At 66.3% G+C, this 21,790-nt stretch carries 20 protein-coding genes; 4 read left to right on the top strand and 16 right to left on the bottom strand.

Features of this window, described 5'->3' with window-relative positions; all coding sequences use genetic code 11:
* Positions 1 to 27: 27 nt before the first annotated feature.
* The 10 genes from ligA to QM590_RS01255 all read right to left on the bottom strand — a co-directional run bounded on the left by ligA (position 28) and on the right by QM590_RS01255 (position 10,876).
* A complete protein-coding gene (ligA, locus tag QM590_RS01210) occupies positions 28 to 2,178 on the bottom strand; it encodes an NAD-dependent DNA ligase LigA (RefSeq protein ID WP_269593589.1) in 2,151 nt (716 codons plus the stop codon).
* Positions 2,179 to 2,233: 55 nt separating this feature from the next.
* Entirely contained in the window at positions 2,234 to 2,416 is a 183-nt protein-coding gene (locus QM590_RS01215) for a hypothetical protein (RefSeq protein WP_068045768.1), read from the bottom strand.
* 64 nt (positions 2,417 to 2,480) lie between these two features.
* Positions 2,481 to 3,668: a GGDEF domain-containing protein gene (locus QM590_RS01220; protein WP_149405530.1), complete on the bottom strand. Its 1,188-nt coding sequence runs from the start codon at positions 3,666 to 3,668 to the stop codon at positions 2,481 to 2,483.
* A gap of 131 nt (positions 3,669 to 3,799) precedes the next feature.
* Positions 3,800 to 4,819 (bottom strand): methionine synthase, encoded by a 1,020-nt coding sequence (locus QM590_RS01225; RefSeq protein WP_269593588.1) that lies wholly within the window; start codon positions 4,817 to 4,819, stop codon positions 3,800 to 3,802.
* The gene (mnmA, locus tag QM590_RS01230) at positions 4,816 to 5,904 is read right to left on the bottom strand and encodes a tRNA 2-thiouridine(34) synthase MnmA (protein WP_269593587.1); all 1,089 of its coding nucleotides are present in this window, start codon (positions 5,902 to 5,904) and stop codon (positions 4,816 to 4,818) included. The genes QM590_RS01225 and mnmA overlap by 4 nt, the downstream gene beginning before the upstream one ends.
* On the bottom strand, positions 5,904 to 7,142 hold the full coding sequence (locus tag QM590_RS01235) for a cysteine desulfurase family protein (RefSeq protein WP_269593586.1): 1,239 nt from the start codon (positions 7,140 to 7,142) through the stop codon (positions 5,904 to 5,906). Before QM590_RS01235 ends, mnmA begins: the two co-directional genes overlap by 1 nt.
* Positions 7,143 to 7,224: 82 nt before the next feature.
* Positions 7,225 to 8,115: a lysophospholipid acyltransferase family protein gene (locus QM590_RS01240; protein WP_269593585.1), complete on the bottom strand. Its 891-nt coding sequence runs from the start codon at positions 8,113 to 8,115 to the stop codon at positions 7,225 to 7,227.
* A complete protein-coding gene (locus QM590_RS01245; RefSeq protein ID WP_269593584.1) occupies positions 8,112 to 8,930 on the bottom strand; it encodes a GNAT family N-acetyltransferase in 819 nt (272 codons plus the stop codon). The genes QM590_RS01240 and QM590_RS01245 overlap by 4 nt, the downstream gene beginning before the upstream one ends.
* A gap of 146 nt (positions 8,931 to 9,076) precedes the next feature.
* Positions 9,077 to 10,033 (bottom strand): electron transfer flavoprotein subunit alpha/FixB family protein, encoded by a 957-nt coding sequence (locus QM590_RS01250; RefSeq protein WP_149405527.1) that lies wholly within the window; start codon positions 10,031 to 10,033, stop codon positions 9,077 to 9,079.
* Between the two features lie 42 nt (positions 10,034 to 10,075).
* Positions 10,076 to 10,876, bottom strand: coding sequence for an electron transfer flavoprotein subunit beta/FixA family protein (locus QM590_RS01255; RefSeq protein WP_068045787.1), 801 nt, complete (start codon positions 10,874 to 10,876; stop codon positions 10,076 to 10,078).
* Positions 10,877 to 11,046: 170 nt separating this feature from the next.
* On the opposite strand from QM590_RS01255, the gene QM590_RS01260 reads away from it, so the two are divergent.
* The 3 genes from QM590_RS01260 to QM590_RS01270 are packed head-to-tail and all read left to right on the top strand — an operon-like array spanning position 11,047 to position 14,686.
* Positions 11,047 to 11,886 (top strand): class I SAM-dependent methyltransferase, encoded by an 840-nt coding sequence (locus tag QM590_RS01260; RefSeq protein ID WP_269593583.1) that lies wholly within the window; start codon positions 11,047 to 11,049, stop codon positions 11,884 to 11,886.
* A gap of 23 nt (positions 11,887 to 11,909) precedes the next feature.
* Entirely contained in the window at positions 11,910 to 13,442 is a 1,533-nt protein-coding gene (locus QM590_RS01265; protein ID WP_269593723.1) for a 1,4-alpha-glucan branching protein domain-containing protein, read from the top strand.
* Positions 13,439 to 14,686, top strand: a complete 1,248-nt coding sequence (locus QM590_RS01270) for a glycosyltransferase family 4 protein (protein WP_269593582.1) — start codon at positions 13,439 to 13,441, stop codon at positions 14,684 to 14,686. The genes QM590_RS01265 and QM590_RS01270 overlap by 4 nt, the downstream gene beginning before the upstream one ends.
* Before the next feature lie 11 nt (positions 14,687 to 14,697).
* On the opposite strand, the gene QM590_RS01275 is transcribed toward QM590_RS01270, so the two are convergent.
* Entirely contained in the window at positions 14,698 to 15,459 is a 762-nt protein-coding gene (locus QM590_RS01275; RefSeq protein WP_068045796.1) for an acyltransferase, read from the bottom strand.
* 149 nt (positions 15,460 to 15,608) lie between these two features.
* Here QM590_RS01275 and QM590_RS01280 point away from each other — a divergent pair, with 149 nt between their 5' ends.
* The gene (locus tag QM590_RS01280; RefSeq protein ID WP_269593581.1) at positions 15,609 to 16,931 is read left to right on the top strand and encodes an outer membrane protein assembly factor BamB family protein; all 1,323 of its coding nucleotides are present in this window, start codon (positions 15,609 to 15,611) and stop codon (positions 16,929 to 16,931) included.
* Here the strand turns inward: QM590_RS01280 and QM590_RS01285 are convergent.
* The 5 genes from QM590_RS01285 to QM590_RS01305 are packed head-to-tail and all read right to left on the bottom strand — an operon-like array spanning position 16,919 to position 21,760.
* Positions 16,919 to 18,091, bottom strand: a complete 1,173-nt coding sequence (locus QM590_RS01285; protein WP_269593580.1) for a THUMP-like domain-containing protein — start codon at positions 18,089 to 18,091, stop codon at positions 16,919 to 16,921. The genes QM590_RS01280 and QM590_RS01285 overlap by 13 nt on opposite strands.
* A gap of 40 nt (positions 18,092 to 18,131) precedes the next feature.
* Positions 18,132 to 19,190: a class I SAM-dependent methyltransferase gene (locus tag QM590_RS01290; RefSeq protein WP_269593579.1), complete on the bottom strand. Its 1,059-nt coding sequence runs from the start codon at positions 19,188 to 19,190 to the stop codon at positions 18,132 to 18,134.
* A gap of 57 nt (positions 19,191 to 19,247) precedes the next feature.
* Positions 19,248 to 20,027, bottom strand: coding sequence for an enoyl-CoA hydratase/isomerase family protein (locus QM590_RS01295; protein ID WP_068045804.1), 780 nt, complete (start codon positions 20,025 to 20,027; stop codon positions 19,248 to 19,250).
* Between the two features lie 26 nt (positions 20,028 to 20,053).
* Complete coding sequence (locus QM590_RS01300; RefSeq protein WP_149405520.1) at positions 20,054 to 20,869, bottom strand: NUDIX hydrolase; 816 nt, start codon at positions 20,867 to 20,869, stop codon at positions 20,054 to 20,056.
* A gap of 48 nt (positions 20,870 to 20,917) precedes the next feature.
* Complete coding sequence (locus QM590_RS01305) at positions 20,918 to 21,760, bottom strand: ABC transporter ATP-binding protein (RefSeq protein WP_269593578.1); 843 nt, start codon at positions 21,758 to 21,760, stop codon at positions 20,918 to 20,920.
* Positions 21,761 to 21,790: the final 30 nt, after the last annotated feature.

A 21,790-nucleotide genomic window follows, 5' to 3' on the forward strand; every position in this document is an offset into this window, starting at 1 on the left:
CGACCGAACGGACGCGTCCCGACCCGATCAATCCGCCGAATCGGGTTCTGATTCGGTCGGAGCCACCGCATCGGGTCCCTCGGTCAACAGCAGGGTGAAACCCGCTTCGTCGAGTACCGGCACGCCGAGCTCGATTGCCTTGTCGTGCTTGGACCCCGGAGCCTCGCCGACGACCACGAACGCCGTCTTCTTGGACACCGAACCTGCAGCCTTGCCACCTCGCAACAGAATCGCTTCCTTGGCCTCGTCACGCGAGTAGGACGTCAGCGACCCGGTGACCACGATCGAGAGCCCCTCCAGGTTCCGCTCGATCGACGCATCACGCTCGTCTTCCATCCGCACGCCCGCTGCCTGCCACTTGTCGACGATGGCGCGGTGCCAGTCGACCTCGAACCACTCGGAGACTGCGGCCGCAATGGTGCCGCCCACCCCGTCGACCGCCGAGAGCTCCTCGACCGACGCCGCCCGTATCCGCTCGAGGCTGCCGAACTCCCCTGCCAGTGCCCTGGCTGCCGACGGCCCCACGTGCCGAATGGACAGACTGACCAGCACCCGCCACAGCGGCTGATTCCGTGCGGTGGCCAAGTTGTCGAGCAACTTTCGACCGGTGGCGGACAACGACCCGGATTTGGTGCGAAAGATCGCCGTCTTCATCAAGTCGTCCTCGGTGAGCGAGAACAGATCGCCCTCGTCCTCGATGGCCCCGGTGGCCAACAGGTCGGATGCGGCCTCGTACCCGAGGCCCTCGATGTCGAATCGCTGCCGCTCGGCGACGAAGAACACTCGCTCGCGACGCTGCGCCGGGCAGAACTGCGAGTTGGGGCACCGCAGGTCGGCGTCACCCTCCTTGGCCGGGGCCAGTGGCGTCGAACACTCCGGGCACTCGGTGGGCATGACGAACTCGGTCTCATCGCCGGTCCTGGCGTCGACGACCGGGCCGAGAACCTCCGGAATGACCTCTCCCGCTTTGCGAATGGTCACGGTGTCACCGATCAGAACGCCCTTGCGCTTGACCTCCGAACCGTTGTGCAGCGTCGCCAGCGACACTGTCGACCCGGCCACGAGCACCGGCGTCATGTACGCGAACGGCGTCACTCTGCCCGTCCGGCCCACGCTGACGCGGATGTCGAGCAGCGTCGTGGTGACTTCCTCCGGTGGGTACTTGTACGCGATGGCCCACCGCGGCGCGCGAGACGTCGTCCCCAGTCGACGATGCAGCGACATGTCGTCGATCTTGACGACCAGGCCATCGATCTCGTGTTCGACGTCGTGACGGTGCTGGTCCCAGTAGACGACCTTCTCGACGACTGCGTCGACGCCCTGCACGCGGGTCGTGTGGGTGGAAATGGGCAGCCCCCAGGAGCGAAGCGCCTCGTACGCGTGCCACTGCGACTCCGGGGTGAAACCCACCATGCGACCGAAGCCGTGGCAGATCATTCCCAGACGTCGCTTGGAGGTGACCGCCGGATTCTTCTGTCGCAGCGACCCCGCCGCCGAGTTTCGTGGATTCGCGAACGGGGGCTTGCCCTCTGCCACGAGCGAGGCGTTGAGCGCCTGGAAATCCTCGAGCCGGAAGAAGACCTCGCCGCGCACTTCCAACAACTCCGGCACGGGGTACTGCTCGCTACCCGTCAGAGTGTCCGGGATGTCGTCGATCGTGCGTGCGTTGAGCGTCACGTCCTCACCGGTCCGCCCGTCACCTCGGGTGGCACCGCGCACGAGCGTCCCGTTCTCGTACACCAGATTCAGGGCGACGCCGTCGATCTTGACCTCGCACAGGTACTCCAGATCAGGCCCTGCCTCGGTCTCGACTCTTTTGGCCCAGGCACGCAACTCGTCGTGATCGAACACGTTGTCCAAGCTCAACATTCGTTCGAGATGGTCCACGGCGGTGAATTCCGTTGCGAAGCCTCCCCCGACGAGTTGCGTCGGTGAATCCGCGGTGCGCAGATCCGGGTGTGCTTCTTCCAGCTCGTTCAGCTCACGCAGCAACGCGTCGAACTCGCCGTCGGACACGATCGGGGCGTCGCGCACGTAGTAGCGAAACTGATGACCGCGTACTTCCTCGGCCAGCATCTGCCATCGCTCACGATCGGCCGACGACGCGGCATCGAGTTCGACACCGACGGTCCCTGCGGTCTCGTCGTTTCCTGCGGGCGGTTCGGTCGCTTCTGGCACGTGTCGAAGATTATCCGAACCCACCGACAGAGAAGCACGGGCTGCAGCGCAGCGACTACCGCCCCAGCAGACCCAGCAACAGCGTCGCGGCGATGATCGCCACCGCGCAGACACCGGCGGTCAAGGCGAATCCGGTCACGAAGGAGTCGGCGTAGATTCCGCCGAGCACGGAGGCCATCACCGACAACAGCACTCCGGCAGGCAGTCCACGTCGCTGAGCATCCGATAGCCGATACATCGCACGATCATCGCAGAGGTCCCACCCAGGCACACCGGCGCATCGAGCGACGTGGTGCTATGGCTCAGATCTCGTCGATGACCAAGCTGTTTCCTCCGGACTGCTTGGACCGGTACATCGCCGCGTCCGCCGTACGGGCTGCTCTGCCGACCACGGACTTCCCCACGTCCCACAGAGCCGAATCCTCGCGCAACAACGCCATTCCCACGCTGACGGTGACGGGGATGTCGTCGCGGTGGTCGCAGAGCACCCGAACCGCGTCGAAGCCGAGATCGACCATCCCCCGCGCATCACCGACCATGGCGACGAGGAACTCCTCGCCACCGGTTCGGGCGAGCACTCCGCCCTGATGCCGGACCAAGCGGCGCAGCCGATCGGCGACGCGCACGATCACTTCGTCGCCGCGGCTGTGCCCGAATCGGTCGTTGACGGACTTGAACTTGTCGATGTCGACAACCAGGAATGCCATGGACATGCCCCGCTTGCTGGCCTGATGCCACAGGTCCAGCAGTTCGCTGTCGATGCCGCGCCGGTTGTACACCCCGGTCAGAGGATCGAGAACCGATCGCTTGGCGTCGTTGGACAGCGTCGTCCACGCCACCTGGGCGAACACCGGTACACCGACGGTGGCGAGAAGGAGAACCACGGTGGCCGTCGCCACCGAAGGCCCGTCGATGTATTCGACCTCCCCGTTCATCACTGCCAGGAACACGCGGACGCCGAACCCGATGATGAACGTCGCGGTCCATACCAGGTGCGCCACCAGCAGTCGCGGACTGAGGAAGTAGGTGCAGAACGCTCCCGTGACGGCGAACAACACGGTTCCGATCAAGGACGCGACGGGTGCGTACAGAATCAACACCGAGGTCGTGAGAATGTCCCCGAAGGCCAGAAACGCGACGAAGAACTTCTTTCCGGGCAGCGGACCGAACACGCACCGTGCGGCGACGAACACCTGGGTGACGAGAACGAAGAGAACCCAGCCGATCGCCACACTGCCCTGAGGACCGAGATCGCTGAACAGCATCAGTATCGACGTGACGGCGTACAGCATCGTGGCGGTGCCGAACACGGCACGAATGATCCCGGTCAGCGGACGGGTCGATCTGTGATTGAGGATCCACTCGAAATCGTGCGGAGCCCGATACCAGTCGGAGGTGGCCGCGGCCAGTTTCGCCAGGAGACCTCGGCGGTGCCTGCCGGAACGCCGGAGGGAGGCAACCTCGTCGAAGTCGCGACCACCTGATGCCATTTCCGAACTCCCACGTATTCAACAGACCCCCAACGGCCATGTGAATAGTGTCACACCTGTTCGACGTACTAATAGTAGTGGGCTCGATCGTCCGGAGTCCGCGGTGTTTCACTCCGTCCGGCTGTGTGATCTCACAACGAATCGGGTGAATCTCCGAACGCGGCGGCCACGTCGTGGGCGAGTCCTGTTGCGCGACGGGCCCACTCCGGTGTGCTGCCCGCCAATCCACATGCAGGCGTCACAGAAATCCGGGAGGCGAGAACCGACCTGTCGAAACCGAGTCGGTCGATCAATGTGACACCGGGCTCGGCCAGTTCGCGCCACTGGGGTGGCCGCGCGGGGGCTTCGGACGGAATCAACCCGAGCATCAGTGTCTTGCCGGATTGCAGCAGCTCGCCGACTCCGTCGAAGTCGCTGCGGCGCAGCGCAGTCGCGTCGACGGAAACCGCAACGGCACGCGAACGGCGAAGAAGATCGAAGGGAACGTCGCCGTCGCAGCAATGCACCGCAACGGGAAGGTCTATCGTCTCGATCAGTGAATCCAGCAGGTCGAGAACGTCCGGTTCAGGGACTGCCCGCACCGAATCGAGCCCGGTGATGCCCGTCAGGCTGCCGGCCAGAACGGCTGCGAGACTTGGTTCGTCGAGCTGAACGACGACCTCGACCCCCAGCCGACGCGTCAACTCCGCACAGTGCAGACGCAGCCCTTCGCCGAGAGATTCGGCGAAGTGCCGCAGCGCCCCGCGATCGGTCAGGGCCCGATGCCCGTGCCGAAGTTCGACCTGCGCTGCCATCGTGAACGGACCGGCGGCCTGGACCTTGATGGTGCGGCCACTACCGCGAAGCCCCGAGACCTCCCACAGTTCCTCGAGCACATCGAGGTCCTCGGCCAGGAAGTCGGTTGCCCGGCGGCCCGCGAGCATCGGGCGTGGCACGACGCGATAGCCGGAGGTGCGCACGTCGAGTTCGACGTCGACCATGATGGCTCCGGTGCGCCCGATCATGTCTGCGCCCAGGCCCCGGGCCGGAAGTTCGACGATGTGTGGAAGCTCGGTGAACTCCCCGACGACGACCGCCGCGGCCTCACGAATGTCGGTGCCCGGCCACGAACCGATACCGGTCGCGAGCCCTGAGAAAGCGCTCGGGGTCACTCGCGCTCGGATCGAGTGCCCGAGATGGTCGAGCTGCCGATGACGATGTCACCGTGAATGTCCTTGCGGTACAGCACCGCTGCCTGACCCTTGGCCACACCGGTCAGTGGAGACCGCAGTTGGATCTCCATGCCGTCGCCCGCTGCCTCGGCGACGGCCTCGGTCAGTCCACCGTGCGCGCGAACCTGGACGACGCACTCGATGGGGCCGGTCGGGGCGGTACCTTCGGTCCACACCGCACGGTCACCGCTGATGGCCCAGACGTCGAGCTTCTGCGCGGAGCCGACCATGACCGTGCCACTGTCGGGTTCGATCGACGTCACGTAACGGGGACGGCCGTCGGCGGCCGGTCCTTCCACACCGAGGCCCTTGCGTTGCCCGATGGTGAAGCCGTGAACGCCCTCGTGATCGGCCAGTTCGGCTCCGGTCTCGGAGTCGACGACCTTGCCCGGGCGCACGCCGATGCGCGCGCCCAGGAATGCGCGAGTGTCGCCCGAGGGGATGAAGCAGATGTCGTGACTGTCGGGCTTGTCGGCAACGGCCAACCCTCGCTCGGCAGCTTCCTCGCGAATCTCGGACTTCGGTGTGTCGCCGATGGGGAACATCGCACGCGAGAGCTGTGCCTGGTTCAGTACCGCCAACACGTACGACTGGTCCTTGTCCGCGTCCACGGCGCGTCGCAGGACGCCGTTGTGCAGTTGCGCGTAGTGCCCGGTCGCCACGGCGTCGAAGCCCAGCGCGAGAGCGCGGTCCGCCAGAGCGGAGAACTTGATCTTCTCGTTGCAGCGCAGGCACGGATTCGGGGTCTCGCCCGCGGCATAGGACGCGACGAAGTCGTCGATGACGTCCTCTTTGAAGCGATCGGCGAAATCCCATACGTAGAAGGGAATTCCGAGAACGTCGGCAGCCCGACGAGCGTCACCCGCGTCTTCCTTGGAACAGCAACCACGCGAACCGGTGCGCAGAGCTCCCGGAGCGGTCGACAGAGCCAGGTGCACGCCGACGACGTCGTGGCCCTCGTCCACGGCACGGGCCGCGGCCACGGCCGAGTCGACTCCCCCGCTCATAGCAGCCAGAACACGCATCAGCGATTTCCTCCTCGAGCTCCGACGCCGGCCATTCCGGCGGCGCGAGCACGTTCGACGACCTGCGGCAGAACCGCAAGCACAGTGGTGACGTCCGATTCGGACGAGCCGGCTCCCAGCGAGAACCGCAGTGATCCACGGGCGACGGCCGGATCGCACCCGAGCGCAATCAGTACATGGCTGGCGCTGGCGACGCCTGCGGTACACGCCGAGCCCGTCGAGCATTCTATGCCCGCCGCGTCGAGCAACATCAACAGCGAATCACCCTCGCACCCGGGAAAGGTGAAATGCACGTTCCCGGCCAGCCGGTCGTCGCCTTCCGGACCGTTGAGGATCGCGTCGGGAACGGCGTCTCGGATTCCGGCGATCAACCGATCTCGTAGTGCTCGGAGTTCTGCTCGGTGCCGCGCGGAGTCCTCGACGGTCGAACGCAGCGCAGCCGCCATCGCGACGACGCCTGCAGTGTCCGGAGTGCCCGATCGAACGTCTCGCTCGTGCCCCCCGCCGTGGAAGAGCGGAACACACGGGACCTGGCGGCCGAGCAACAACGCTCCGACGCCCTGGGGTCCGCCGAACTTGTGCGCGGCGATGCTGAGAGCGGACAGGCCGCTCTCGGAGAACCCGACGGGCAGATGCGGCACGGCCTGGACCGCATCGCTGTGCATCGGAACCCCGTATTCGGCGGCCACGGCTGCGAGCTCGGCGATCGGCATGACGGTGCCGATTTCGTTGTTGGCCCACATGATCGTCACCAACGCGGTCTCGTCGGCATGCAGGGCCAGCTCGGCGCGCAGGGCATCCGGGGTGACCCGCCCCTCGGAGTCGACCGGGAGCCACGTGACACTCGCACCGTCGTGTGCGACGAGCCACTCCACGGCGTCGAGTACCGCGTGATGTTCAACCGAGCTGGCGATGATCCTGGTCAGCGCCGCATCGGAGTCTCGACGGGCCGCGAAGATGCCCTTGACGGCGAGGTTGTCACTCTCGGTACCGCCTGAGGTGAAGATCACCTCGGACGGGCGCGCGCCCAGGTCCGCAGCAATCGACTCGCGGGATTCCTCCACCCGACGCCGAGCGGACCGACCGGAGGTGTGCAGCGAGGACGCGTTGCCCACCGTGGCGAACACAGATGTCATCGCCTCGATCGCGCTCGGCAGCATCGGGGTCGTCGCTGCGTGATCGAGGTACACCGGTGGCCGCGGCGGGACGGGAGCAGTCGTACTGCGCACAGAAGGCATAACAGGCTAGACGATACCCGCTGCCGTGACCGCGGACCTACCTGCGCGAGGTGGGTCCGCGGTCACGGTGATCGATACTCGGTCAGGCCGCCGCGACCTTCGGCGGCACCGGGCTGCGTTCGGCCTCGGCCACGACCTCGTGCACAGCGGGGTCGTAGACGTCGTCCCGGCGAATCGCCACCTCGCACCGCCGGGCGAGGTCGCGTCGATCGCCGCCGGGCGCCTCCGGGGCCGTGAACTCCACCTCGGCGCGTAGTCCTCGCAGTCGGAAGATCCGGCCGATGGAGGCACCGATCGTTTCGTCTCCCACGAAGCACGTGGCGGTGGTCTGCTCGCCGGTCCGGTCGATGTAGCGCAGCCGAATCGGTTGTACCCAGGTCTCCGAATCGATCGCGGCCTGCAGCAGCGCCGGCCGTAGCGAGCCGTATGCACGACCACACCAGGTGGTGGCCTCGGGGAAGACGACGACCGACCCGCCTGCGCGGACACGATCGGCAACCTGATCGACGACGCCGGGGAGCTGATGCAGTCGAGCTCGATCGATCGGAAGTACCTTCATGGCCCGCGCCAGGCGACCGAGCAGCGGCCAGTCGATCAGGTCGGCACGCGCCACGAAGGTCGACGGCTGTACCGCGGTGAGCACGACGACGTCGGTCCAGGAGATGTGACCGGCGACGTGCAGTGCACCTGCGGCGGTGCGGGAGCGTTCGCGGTCGGAGCGAGCGTCGAGCACGGTCAGATCGATCCCGATGGCGAACAGCAGAGTGCGAGCACCGATCCGCGTCAGCGAGCGGCGAACCCGCGGGAACGGAACCCCGAGGACGACCAACACCGGCAGCAACCCGAAGGCCACCATCGCCAGTGCGATTCGGAGCGCGAGGACGATTCGTCCCACCGTCGGTGGGTTCTTCGGCAGACAACCGTCACTGCACGGCGACGACGGCATCCACGCGTGCACGATCGGTCGTGTCACCGGACACCCGACTCGAACGTCGTTGCTGCCGAACGTAACCGGTCGAGATAGCGAGTGTTGGCCTCGTGCAGCCCGAGCAATGCGACGAAATCGGCGACACCGAATTCCGGATCGTGAGCCGGCTCACCGCAGATGGAGGCACCGAGCCGGAGGTAGCCGTTCATCAACGGCGGCATCGACGTTCGCTTCGCGGGTTCGATGTCGATCAGATCCACCCCGTCGACCACGACCGGAGCGTACGGCCGGACCCGACGGTCGGGCGGCGTGGCGTGCTTGCCCAACAGGCGGTCTCGAACCCCGCGAACGTTGGCCCCGATCGGATCCCCTGCTGCCGACTGCATGGGCACCGACACGCACCCCATGACCCACTCGTATCCCGTCACATCGAGGTAGTGCAGGATTCCGGCCCACATCAGCCCGAGCACGGACCCAGACCGGTGATCGGGATGAACTGCAGCCCTTCCCATTTCGACGATGTTCATGCCGACTGGATCGAGCGCGGAGATATCGAATTCGGTTGCCGTGTAGTACCCGCCGGCGGACACGGCGGCCTGCGGAGGCAACATGCGGTAGCAGCCGACGAACGTGTCGGTCCACTGGTCACGAACGAGCAGGTGATCACAGAATTCGTCGAACCGATCGGCGTCGAGGCCGTCGGTGTCGGTGGGAATGGAAAACCCCGGCTCGGAAGCGAACACCTCGTAGCGCAGACGCTGCGCGGCGAGTCGGTGCTCCGGGTCGGTGGACAACACCAGCGAGTAACGGTCGGTGGCCGGGACGATCGATGCAGTCGAGCTCATGACGGAAGTGGTCATGAGGTGTGTCTAACGAGCGGGGAAGGCCACCGGGCATCGTCGGGGAAACGTGTCGGAAGAGTTTGTGTGAACAAGGTTGCGCTGCCCGAGACGACAGGCCCCCACCGCGCGAGCGGTGAGGGCCTGTCGTCGAACAGCACTGAAGGCTATCCCTTGTGCTTCTTCACTGCCTCGGTCAGCTGCGGTGCGACGTTGAACAGGTCACCGACGATGCCGTAGTCGGCGATCTCGAAGATCGGCGCTTCCTCGTCCTTGTTGACCGCGACGATCGTCTTCGAGGTCTGCATGCCTGCACGGTGCTGGATGGCTCCGGAGATACCCAGCGCGACGTACAGCTGCGGGGAGACGGTCTTGCCCGTCTGACCCACCTGGAACTGGCCGGGGTAGTAGCCGGAGTCGACAGCGGCGCGCGAGGCACCGACTGCGGCACCGAGCGAGTCGGCCAGACTCTCGACGACGGAGAACTTGTCGGCGCTGCCGACACCACGTCCACCGGACACGACGACCGATGCCTCGGTGAGCTCCGGACGGTCGCCGCCGACGATCGGGTCACGCGAGGTGACCTTGACGGCCCCTTCTTCCTGCGCGGGAACCTCGACGGTTTCGCGGGTGCCCGCTCCGGCCTTCGGCTCGGCCTCGACTGCACCGGGGCGCAGCGAGATGACCGGAACGTCGCCGTTGGCCTTGGCCTCGACGGTGAACGCGCCACCGAAGATGGAGTAGACGGCACTGCCGTCGCCGTTGATTGCGACGACGTCGTTGTGGTAGCCCGAGCCGAGGCGTGCTGCGAGTCGTCCCGCAACTTCCTTACCCTCGATCGTGGCAGCGGTGATGATCGCTGCCGGCGAGACCGACTCCGCGAGTGCCGACAGCACGTCGACCTTCGGGGTGACGAGGAATCCGTCGACCGCGTCGGATTCGGCGGCGTAGATCTTCTCGGCACCGGCTTCGGTGAGTGCGTCGGCGACCTTGTCGGTGGTGCCGACCGGGCCGGTGACGACCGCGGACGGCTCACCCAGCGCACGAGCGGCGGTGATCAGCTCGGTACTGACCTTCTTCAGTGTTCCCTCGACGTGCTCCACGAGCACGAGTACTTCTGCCATGACTTGCTCCTCGTTTGTCTTCGATTGCTCGGTGGGGCGGGATCAGATGATCTTCTGGCCGACGAGGTAGGTGGCGATCTTGTCGCCGCCGTCGCCCTCGTCGGTGAGCCGCTCGCCTGCAGTCTTGGGAGGCTTGGGGGTGGACGACGTGACGGTCGTTCCCGCGTTGTCGACGCCGACGATGCCGTCCTCGACACCGATGTCGGCGAGCGTGATGGTCTGCACCGTCTTCTTCTTCGCGGCCATGATGCCCTTGAAGGACGGGAAGCGCGGTTCGTTGATCTTCTCGGTGACGCTCACGATGGCGGGCAACGCGGCTTCGAGGCCGAAGATGCCCTCGTCGGTCTCCCGCTCGCCGGTGACCTTGCCGTCGGCTACGACGAGCTTGCGCATCTGCGTCAGGGCCGGGATCTGCAGGTATTCGGCGATGATCGCGGGAACGGCACCGGTGCGGCCGTCGGTGGCCTCGTTGCCGGCGATGATGAGATCGGCCGGCTCGTCGTTCTCGAATGCGACGTTGCCGAGCGCTGCGGCCAGCGCGTATCCGGTCTGGATCGCGTCGGAGCCGTGCAGGGTCGGGTCGTTGAGGTGCACTGCGCTGTCTGCACCCATCGACAAGGCCTTGCGAATGGCGTCGGTGGCGCGGTCGGGGCCTGCGGACAGAACCTTCACCTCACCGCCCTGGGCTTCCTTGATGAGCAGTGCTTCTTCGACGGCCCGCTCGTTGATCTCGTCGAGGACGGCGTCGGCAGCCTCGCGATCGAGGGTGTAGTCACCGTCGGTGAGCTTGCGCTCGGACCACGTGTCTGGAACCTGCTTGATCAAAACAACGATGTTCGTCATGGGTCTGCGTCGACCTCCTGGTCATGTTCTGCTGATCGTAAGTGTTCTAACGGTTGGTGCAGTACTGGTTCGTGCAGTTCTACGGTCTGGGACGAGGTTACCTCACCGTAGTTACTCGTGGGTAACTTACCTCCCTGCCTGTCCGACCATACATCTGCACCCCGACTGTTATGGAGACCACGTTGGCTTACCTCCCGCGCGCCTCCACTAACCTTTCGGCGGTGAACGATTCATCGGCTCAGGCACCGGCACCGGAACCACTCCCCCTCACCGGAGAACGCACCGTGCCCGGCATCGCCGAGGAGAACTACTGGTTCCGCCGCCACGAGGTGGTCTACCGCGCACTCGTCGACCGCTGCCGTGACCGAACGGTGCTCGAAGCGGGATCCGGAGAAGGCTACGGAGCCAACATGATTGCCGATGTCGCGTCGAACGTTCTCGGTCTCGACTACGACGCATCAGCCGCCGCACACGTGCATGCCCGCTACCCGAAGGTGACCATGCTGCGTGGCAACCTCGACCGCCTGCCGTTGGCCGATTCCTCGATCGACGTCGTCGTCAATTTCCAGGTGATCGAGCACCTCTGGGACCAAGGTGCGTTCCTCGCCGAGGTGCACCGGGTACTCGCGCCCGGGGGCATTCTGTTGATCAGCACACCGAACCGCATCACGTTCTCGCCCGGCCGTGACACCCCGCTCAATCCCTTCCACACCCGCGAACTCGACGCGGCCGAACTCACCGAACTACTCGTGGACGCTCGGCTCGAGGTCGACGAACTCACCGGGGTCAGGCACGGACGCACTCTGGCCGCCCTCGATGCCAAGCACGGCGGTTCGTTCATCGACGCTCAGATCGAACGAGCACTGGCCGGCGAACCCTGGCCTGCCGAACTCACCGAGGACGTCGCGGCCGTCTCGATCGAGGATTTCGACATCACCGCCGACCGCATCGACGACAGCCTCGACCTGGTCGCCGTTGCCCGCAAGAGCTCGAGCACGGTGATCGGGTGACATCCGGTGCCACCGTGCCGGGCATGTTCTCTCTCGTTCTGCACTCCCACCTGCCGTGGTTGGCCAATCACGGCAGGTGGCCGGTAGGCGAGGAGTGGCTGTATCAGTCCTGGGCCGACTGCTACCTGCCGCTCACCGCGGTGCTCGAGCAACTGGCCGAGGACGGTCACACCGACGTGCTGTCGCTGGGGATCACCCCGGTTCTGGCCGCTCAACTCGACGATCCACACTGTCTGTCCGGAATGCACCACTGGCTCGGGAACTGGCAGCTCAGGGCCCACGAGGCAACAGATCGCGATCTGTCCGTTCGTGAGCACCGAGGTTCTGCCGCTGCGCTCGATCGATTCGAGGCCCGGTGGCGACACGGCGGTTCGGCGGTACTCCGGCCGCTGGTCGACACCGGCACCGTCGAACTGCTGGGCGGGCCGCTGGCGCATCCCTTCCAGCCGCTGCTCGATCCGCGGCTTCGGCAGTTCTCACTGAGCGAAGGTCTGCTCGACGCCCGCGCCCGGTGGGGCACCACGCCCCGGGGCATCTGGGCACCCGAATGCGGATTCACCCCCGGCATGGAGACCGAATACGCCGCCGCCGGGGTCTCGCACTTCATGGTCGACGGGCCCGCGATGCGCGGAGACACCTCCCTCGGCAGGCCGGTCTGGGACTCCGACGTCGTCGCGTTCGGACGCGACCTGCCGGTCAGCTACCGCGTCTGGTCACCGAAGTCCGGCTATCCCGGCCACGGTTCCTATCGAGATTTCCACACCTACGATCACGCGACCGGTCTCAAACCGGCCCGGGTCACCGGCCGCTCGGTCGCGTCGAACGACAAGGCTCCCTACGATCCCGCGCGGGCGGCGGCGACGGTGGACCGTCACGTGGCCGACTTCGTCGATGTGGTTCGTCGGCGCCTGATCTCGGAGTCCGAGCGGATCGGTCGCGACGCCCTCGTCGTCGCGGCATTCGACACCGAGCTGTTCGGGCACTGGTGGCACGAGGGTCCGCAGTGGCTCGGCAAGCTGATGCGCGCGCTTCCCGCCGCAGGCATCACCGTCGGCACGCTCGGCGACGCCCGCGAGCAGGGATACGTCGGAGCGCCACTGGAACTGCAGGATTCGTCGTGGGGATCGGGCAAGGACTGGCGGGTGTGGGCGGGCGACGACGTCGCGGACCTGGTCGCGCTCATTGCCGAGGTCTCTCGGACCGCTCTCGACGCCGTCGATACCGCCCGAGCTGCACAGCGTCGCGCCGGTGGACCCGAACTCCGCAATCGCGTCAACGATCAGATACTGCGTGAGACACTGATGGCCGTGGCCAGCGACTGGGCATTCATGGTCAGCAAGGATTCCGCCGCAGGCTACGCGCGGGAACGGGCACACGTTCACGCACATGCGTTGCGCGAGATCGCTGCCGCGGCCGCGGGTGGGTCACCTGTCCGAGCGGACAAATTGGCTCGGCAGTGGAACCACGCGGACGGGCTGTTTCCTGCGTTGGACGCGCGCCGACTGCCCGGTGCACACGTCGGCGGCGAGAGAGAAAATGCAGGGGGGCGTCGATGAAGATTCTGATGGTGTCGTGGGAGTACCCACCCGTGGTGGTGGGCGGTCTCGGTCGGCACGTTCATCACCTGGCAACCGAACTGGTCCGATGCGGCCACGAGGTCGTGGTGCTGTCGCGTCGACCCACCGGAACCGACGCCGCCACCCACCCGACGTCTCACCACATCGAGGACGGGGTGCTCGTCGTCGCGGTAGCCGAGGACCCCGCTCACTTCGTCTTCGGGGAGGACATGCTCGCATGGACCCTCGCGATGGGGCACGCGATGGTGCGTGCCGGCGTCGCGCTGGGAAAGCCGGGTCTGGGCGACGGCTGGCAACCCGACGTCGTGCATGCGCACGACTGGCTCGTCGCGCACCCGTCGATCGCACTCGCCGAGTTCTACGACGTACCGCTCGTCTCGACCATCCACGCCACCGAGGCCGGCCGCCACAGCGGCTGGATCTCCGGCCCCGTCAACCGTCAGGTGCACTCCGTCGAGTGGTGGCTCGCCAACGATTCCGATGCAGTGATCACCTGCTCGGGGTCGATGAAGGACGAGGTCACCACCCTGTTCGGAGTATCCGAGTCGGCGGTGACGGTGATTCGCAACGGAATCGACCGATCCACCTGGCACTTTCGTCGACGAGAGCCTCGATCGGAGCCGGCCAAGCTGCTCTACGTCGGCCGACTCGAGTACGAGAAGGGCATCCAGGATGCCATCGCGGCCCTGCCCCGCATCCGACGAAGCCACCCGGGCACCACCTTGCACATCGCCGGCGAGGGAACGCAGTTCGCCTGGTTGGCCGGGCTGACGCGCACCCATCGGGTTGCCCGCGCAGTGTCTTTTCTGGGCAATCTCGACCACACCGAACTGCTCGGCTGGCTGCACGGAGCCGACGCCATCGTCCTACCCAGTCGATACGAACCGTTCGGCATCATCGCGCTGGAGGCGGCGGCTGCGGGCACCCCTCTCGTCGCGTCCACCGCAGGCGGTCTGGGTGAAGCCATCGTCGACGGCGTGACCGGCCTGTCCTTCGAGCCCGGCGACGTCGGTGGGCTCGCTGCCGCCGTGCGGCGCGTTCTCGACAACGCAGACGCCGCGCAGGAACGAGCCGTGGCCGCCCGCGACCGGCTCACCGTGGATTTCGACTGGAAACACGTCGCCGAGTCGACGGCCCAGGTCTACCTCGAGGCCAAACGAAAGGTTCGGCATCCGCTGGCCCGCCCGCACATCGCCGAGCGCGCGATCCCCGGCCGTTCCTGAGAACACCGGGGTCAGATCTCTCGCGCCGCCTCGGCCTGTCCGAGCGCCTTCTTACGAGCGATATCCTCCAGCGCAGCAATGTATTTCGCGCGGTCGGCGGCACCGGCCTCCCACGCGTCCTTGCGATTGCGGACGACCTTGGCCGGGGCCCCGACCGCGATGCTGTAATCCGGGATCTCACCCTTGACGACGGCGTGGGCTCCGAGCACGCAGCCCCGCCCGATCCTGGTCTCGCGCAGGATCGTCACCTTGGCGGCGATCCACGTGTCCGGCCCGATCCGCACCGGGCCCTTGACGATTCCCTGATCCTTGATGGGCATGTTCACATCGTCCATCCGATGATCGAAATCGCAGATGTAGCACCAGTCGGCCACCAGCGTCGATGCGCCGATCTCGATGTCGAGGTAGGTGTTGACGACGTTGTCCTTGCCGAACACCACCTTGTCGCCGATCCGCAGCGAGCCCTCGTGGCAGCGAATGGCATTACCGTCGCCGATGTGGACCCAGCGCCCGATCTCGAGACGAGAGAGTTCGGGGGTCGAATGGATCTCGACGTTCTTGCCGAGAAACACCATGCCCCTCAGGATCACGTGCGGATTGGCGAGCTTGAACTTCGCGAGGCGGTAGTACCGCACGAGGTACCACGGCGTGTACGCCTTGTTCGCGAGCACCCAGTCGAGGGACGCACGCGTGAGGAACCGCGCCTGCTCGGTGTCGCGTCGTCTCGACCCGCGCCAGCGTGTCCGCAGCGGCGCGTTCCACATACTCGTCATGGACGTTCACCCTAGTTTCTCGTTCGCCCGCTCTCTGCCGGCACCCTTGCGCGGGCTAGGGTTGCCTGTCGACTGTTGCTCGTCGACGAGACGAACACAGACGCCCCGGCACCACGTCGGGCACGGAAATCAAGACACGGGAGCGATCGATGCGCGGCGTCACGGCCAAGGGCAGGACCGGCAGAAAGGTCACTGCGGTCGCTGCGGCGATAGTCGTGGTGACCGTGAGCGGTTGCAGCGCCGACACCTCGGCCATCGAACCGCTCTCCCCCGATTCGTGGCCCGCAGCGCATGCGAACTCGCACAACAGCGGTTCGACGGCCGTATCGGTGTCGACTCCGCTGTCCCTGGACTGGACGCGCCCCACGGGCGGCACGGTGACCTCTCCGGTGTCCATCGGATCGACGGGCCAGATGTTCGTCACCGCCGCCACCGAATCCGGCTGCAACCTCTTCTCGTTCGAGATCGACTCCGCCCGCAAGCGCTGGTGCAATCGGGTCGGGCCGTCCGTCGTCACTGCAACGCCGACCGTCGATTCGGCCATCAACGTCTACATCGGCGACGACGGCGGCATGAACTCGTACAACGACCACGGGCAACTGCGTTGGCGCACACCGGTGTACGGAGTGCCCAAGTCCGCCCAGTTCCTCGGGGACGGCAGCCTGCTCTCGATCACCCAGATGGGCCAGGTCAGTGTTCTCGATTCGCAGAACGGGCAACTTCGAGTGCCCATTCTGGATCTGGTTCCGACGCCGGATTTCCTGACCGATCCGAACTCCGAGTTTCAGCCGGTGGACACCGGACTCGCCCAGTGCAGCTCGGGTGGATCCGAATGCCCCGTACCCGCAGCACCCGCGGTGGACAGTGCGACCGGAACGATGTACCTGACACTGTGGCGTCCGGGTTCGATTGCACCACAACTCGTTTCGGTGCAGTACGACCGTGACGGCTCTCCCGGACTCGTCGAACGCTGGTCCTCGGACCTGCTGCCCGCCGGAGTCGCGTCGAGTCCGGTGCTGTCCGAGGACGGGTCGACGGTCTACCTGGCCGACGTCGACGGCAGGTTGACCGCGTTCGACACCGCCGATGGGCGACGGAAGTGGACCGAGGGCACCGGGCTCGGCATCGGTGCCAGTCCCTCGATCGCTTCCGACGGCACGATCGTGCCGTCGGGCGGAGACGGCACCCTCATGGGCGTGCGAGACAACGGAGATTCGGCCGAGCGAGTGTGGGTCCGCGACGACATCGAACAGGCAGGCAGCGCAGCCCAATCCGCAGACGGACGCGGCCATACCGTCGTACGCGAGGACGACGGGCTGGCCCTGCTCACGTTCGACGCGGCCACCGGAGAAACGGTGGACGTGCAACCGGTTCCCGACGTCGTCGGCACCACCGTCGGCACGTCCGTCGGCCCGGACGGCCAGGTCGTCACCGCGAGCTACCTCGGCGAGATCTTCACCTACACGGGCTGAGCGACAGCGCCCGGAGCGCAGACGAACGCCACCGCGGACCGTTCGACTCGGGCGATCACCACCGACAACGCCACGGAGCCGCGAAGTTTGAGCCTGGGCCGCAGTATCGCCGGATCCACGTCGACCCCGCGGACGAGAATCTCCACCGAGCCGCAATCCATCCGATTCAGTTGTTGCCGAAGCACTTTCTCCGAGAACTTGGACTGCTCGAGAATTCGAAAGCCGCGCACCCCGGCCGGGACGGTGTCGCCGGTCAGATACGCAATTCTCGGATCGAGTTGCCACAGACCGAATCTGGCTCCGTAGTGCCGAACCAAGCCGGCTCTGACCACCGCCCCGTCAGGATCGACCAGATAGCGGCCGGGGGGCCGAACCGGAATGTCGTCCGACTCCGCATCGGTGAATTCCAGAACACTGCCGTCGGATCGAAGAACCGCTGCCCGGCGCCGAATACCGCGCTCGCTCAACCCCTCCGACCACAGGCACGCTTCTCGTACTCCCCCGTCGAGCGAGACCACCTCGATCTCGCCGGCCCAGTCGAGCGCATCGAAATCCAGGCCGGGCGCACACTTGACGACCAGGTCTCGGCCTCGATAGGCGTCGAACAGATCCGGGAGCGGCGGCTGCAGAGCCGCCGGGTCGTGGCGTCGCCGCCCACCTGCTCGGCGGCCGGGATCGGCAACGACGACGGTCTCACGCGTCGTCGGGGTCAGTGCGTCGGCGCGCAGCAGAGTGGCCTCAGGAACGTTGTGTGCGGCCATCCGAAGCCGAATCGGGTCGAGATCGCTGCCCACCGCCAACTCCGCCGTAGCGACGAGGACGGACAGTTCACTGCCGATCGAACACGTGACATCGTGCACCCGACGCCCCGCGAGTCGAGCGGCCCGCCTCCGCGCGACGAGCGTCGGAGTGGCCTGCTGGACCGCCTCGTCGGTCACCAGCCACCGATCGGAGTCGACCAACTTCACTCGGGCCTTGCGGCGGACCGTGACCGTTTCGATCAGTGCACTCGCGTGGTCCGGGAAGCGAGTGCGCACCGAGGCCGTGTCGCGCACCGACGTTCGAGCGCTGAGCTCGAGATCGTCGACCGCAGCAAGAGCTCCGGCACCGGCCTCGCTTCGTAGGAAGTCGAGGTCGGTGCCGGTGAATTCGTAGCCCACTAGCGGACTCGAGTGCAGAGCCTGCGGCGGTCCGTGCCGATCAAGCGCGAGGGGCGGGCTTGATGCCGGTGATCATCACGTTGTAGAACAGTCCGCGCGGTACCACGTGCTGCAGCACGTTCTCGTCCACCCAGCTCAGTGTCTTCCAACCGCCGAAGGCGAATTTCGCCCAGTTCCATCCCAGCTTGCCCTCGGGTACTGCGGCCTCGAAGGTCCGCACCGGCCAACCGAGCAGAGCGGCGGCGAACTCCTCGGTGTTCGCCTGCACGGACTCGGCACCGGCCGAGAGCGCGATGTGCTCGAGATCGGTGGGATCGAACGTGTGCAGGTCGACGACGGCCTCCAGTGCCGCCGCTCGCGAGGATTCGTCGAGCTCTTCCTGCGGCTTGCGCCAGCTCGCCAGGAACGGAAGTTTGGTCGCGCGGGTGGTCGCCTCCCACGTGATGCGTCCGAGCCACCGTGCGTAGAAGTTGCCGACCGTGGTGGGTTCGCCCGCGAAAACGAAGCGACCGCCCGGCTTGAGTACCCGCAGCACCTCTCGCAGGGACTGTTCGACGTCCGGGATGTGATGGAGGACGGCGTGCCCGACGACGAGATCGAACGTGTTGTCGTCGTACGGAATCGTCTCCGCATCGGCGACCCGGCCGTCGACATCCAGGCCGAGGTGCTCGGCGTTGCGAAGAGCGACCTTGACCATGCCGGGCGAGAGGTCGGTGACCGATCCCTTGTCTGCGATGCCGGCCTGCATCAGGTTGAGCAGGAAGAACCCGGTACCGCAGCCCAGCTCGAGGGCGCGGCCGTACGGAAGTGCGGATTGCGCCGACGCGTCACCGGACACCGCCTGATCGAATCTGCCGCGCGCGTAGTCGATGCATCGCTCGTCGTAGGAGATCGACCACTTGTCGTCGTAGGTTTCGGCTTCCCAGTCGTGATAGAGCACCTGAGCCAGTTTGGTGTCCGACCGTGCGGCCTCTACCTGCTCGGCAGTGGCGTGCGGGTTCGGGGCTGGATCGACCTGGCGGTCATCGGTCTCGGACGACGCCGAAGGCACCGAGTTCGAGATCGATCGATTGACACCGTCGTGGGGGCTTGCAGTCATCAGGCGAGCCTACTATCCGGTAGCTGTGGAACAACTCTGCTCTGCGGGACCGGTGCTTCACCGCCCGGTGAAAGTCGCTTTACCAGGGCCGTCGGCCACGAACGACGTCATGCCGATCGTGCGATCCTCGGTGGCGAACAACGCCGCGAACTGCTGAGCCTCGATCCGAAGACCGGTGGTGAGATCGACGTCGAGCCCCTGATCGATCGACGCCTTCGCCGCTGCGAGCGCTCGCGATGCACCCGTGGTGAACTGCATGGCCCAGGCGCGCGCTGCGTTGTACACCTCGTCCGGTGCCACCACCTCGTCCACCAATCCGATACGCAACGCTTCCTCGGCACCGACGAAGCGGCCGGTGAAGACCATGTCCTTCGCACGGCTCGGGCCGATCAACCGAGCCAGCCGCTGCGTTCCGCCGCCGCCGGGGATGACACCGAGCAGCACCTCGGGGACACCGAACTTGGCGTTGTCGCCGGCGATCCGACGGTCCGCACCCAGTGCAACCTCCAGCCCACCACCGAGTGCGTACCCGGTCACAGCCGCGACCACGGGCTTGGGAATGGTACTGAGCGAGCCGAGGGCCGACTGCAGATCTCCGGCGATCGCGGCCATCTCCGACGCGGACAGCGCCACCATCTCCTTGATGTCGGCACCGGCGGCGAAGACCTTCTCGCCGCCGTAGACGACGACGGCCTTGACGTCGGCATTCACCGTGGCCTCGCGAGCCGCCGCTCGGATCTCGTCCTGCATCTGCCGATCGAGCGCATTCATCGGCGGACGGTCGAGGCGGATGGTGCCGATGCCGTCGGAAACTTCGAGATTCACGAACTCAGCCATGGGCCGAAAGGCTACCGGGCCGAGGCCTAGCGATCCGACCAGGGATGGCGCGTTCCGGCGTAGTACGCGTCGTCGCCGTCGAAGAGCACCCGGACCGTCCCCTCGTCGCGGGTGAGGATCGGCAGAACCGGGGCGATCTCGCGGTCGTGATCGACGACCTGCGCGACGGTGTCGAACCGAGACAGTGCGTCGAGTTGGCTCCAGGTGGGCGGAAGGAGGATGGTGTTCCCCGACCGCCAGTCCGCCAGTGCGTCACCGGTGGACCGCCAGCTCACCGACGCCGCCTCGCTGGTCTCGCCGTCCGCATTCTGTCCTTCGGGAAGCACTGCGACGAAAAACCGGGTGTCGTACCGTCGAGCTTCGCCCACCGGGGTGATCCAGTGCGACCACGGCCGGAGCAGATCCGATCGCAGAACGAGGTCGTGGGCGGTGAGGAATTCGGCGAACGACACCTCACGGCGCTCGAGCCGACCCCGCTCTGCCGCGAACGGAGCCGTATCGGCAACGATCGAATCCGGTGTCGAGCCGGCCAGCAGTACACCGCACTCCTCGAACGTCTCGCGCGCCGCGGCACACACCAAGGCCTGTGCCTTGCCCTCGTCGGTTCCGAAGCGCTCGGCCCACCACGACGGCGGCGGTCCTGCCCAGCGGACGTCAGCTGCCGCGTCCGAGGGGTCGACGCCGCCACCGGGAAACACCGTCATGCCACCCGCGAAGGCCATGCCACCGACACGTTCGAGCAGGAACACCTCGATGTCGGGTCGTGACAGGCCGTCACGAATCAAGATGACCGTCGAGGCGTCCCGGGCCTGTACGTGATCGGCAGCACTGTTCGAGCTCATGAATGGGAACGTACCGCTGCACTGCGCAGCGGAGTCGATCGGTCCGCTCTATCGGCGGTGCGCCCCGGCAGCGCGGGTCCGCCGCGCGAAGAAGCGACCGTCGACGCGATCGAGTGCGATCGACTGACTGAACGCCTCGGTCAGATTCTCTGCGGTGATGACGTCGTCGACCAGTCCCTGCGCCACTACCCCGCCTTCCTTGAGCAGCAACGCGTGACTGAATCCCGGCGGAATCTCTTCCACGTGATGGGTGATCAGCACGGTCGCGGGGGCGTCGGGATCGGCAGCGAGGTCGGTCAGCCGCGCCACCAGTTCCTCGCGTCCACCGAGGTCGAGCCCTGCCGCAGGCTCGTCCAGCAACAGCAGTTCGGGATCGGTCATCAGAGCGCGGGCGATGAGAACGCGCTTTCGTTCGCCTTCCGACAGCGTGCCGTAGGTGCGGGTGGCGAGATGCTCGGCACCGAGGCTCTCGAGCATTTCCACTGCACGCTCGGTGTCGACCGCGTCGTATTTCTCACGCCAGCGCCCCAACACCGAGTAGCCGGCGGACACCACCAGATCGGATACGAGTTCGTCGGCCGGAATGCGCTGCGCCAGCGAGGAGGACGACAGACCGATCCGCGGCCGGAGTTCGGAGACGTCGGCCTTGCCCATGACCTCGCCGAGAACGTGGGCGACACCGGACGTGGGATGGATTTCGGCCGCAGCGATGCGCAGCAGAGACGTCTTTCCGGCACCGTTCGGGCCGAGGACCACCCACCGTTCGTCCAGTTCCACCTTCCAGGTGACGGGTCCCACCAGGGTCGCACCGCCGCGGCGGACGACTACGTCGGTGAAACCTACGAGCAGGTCGGGATCCGGTTCAGACACGACGCCTATCTTCCCGCACATCGACCGCGCATTCACGGCAGGATGTGCACG

This window comes from Rhodococcus sp. IEGM 1372 (assembly GCF_030056835.1).
Taxonomy (GTDB): domain Bacteria; phylum Actinomycetota; class Actinomycetes; order Mycobacteriales; family Mycobacteriaceae; genus Rhodococcoides.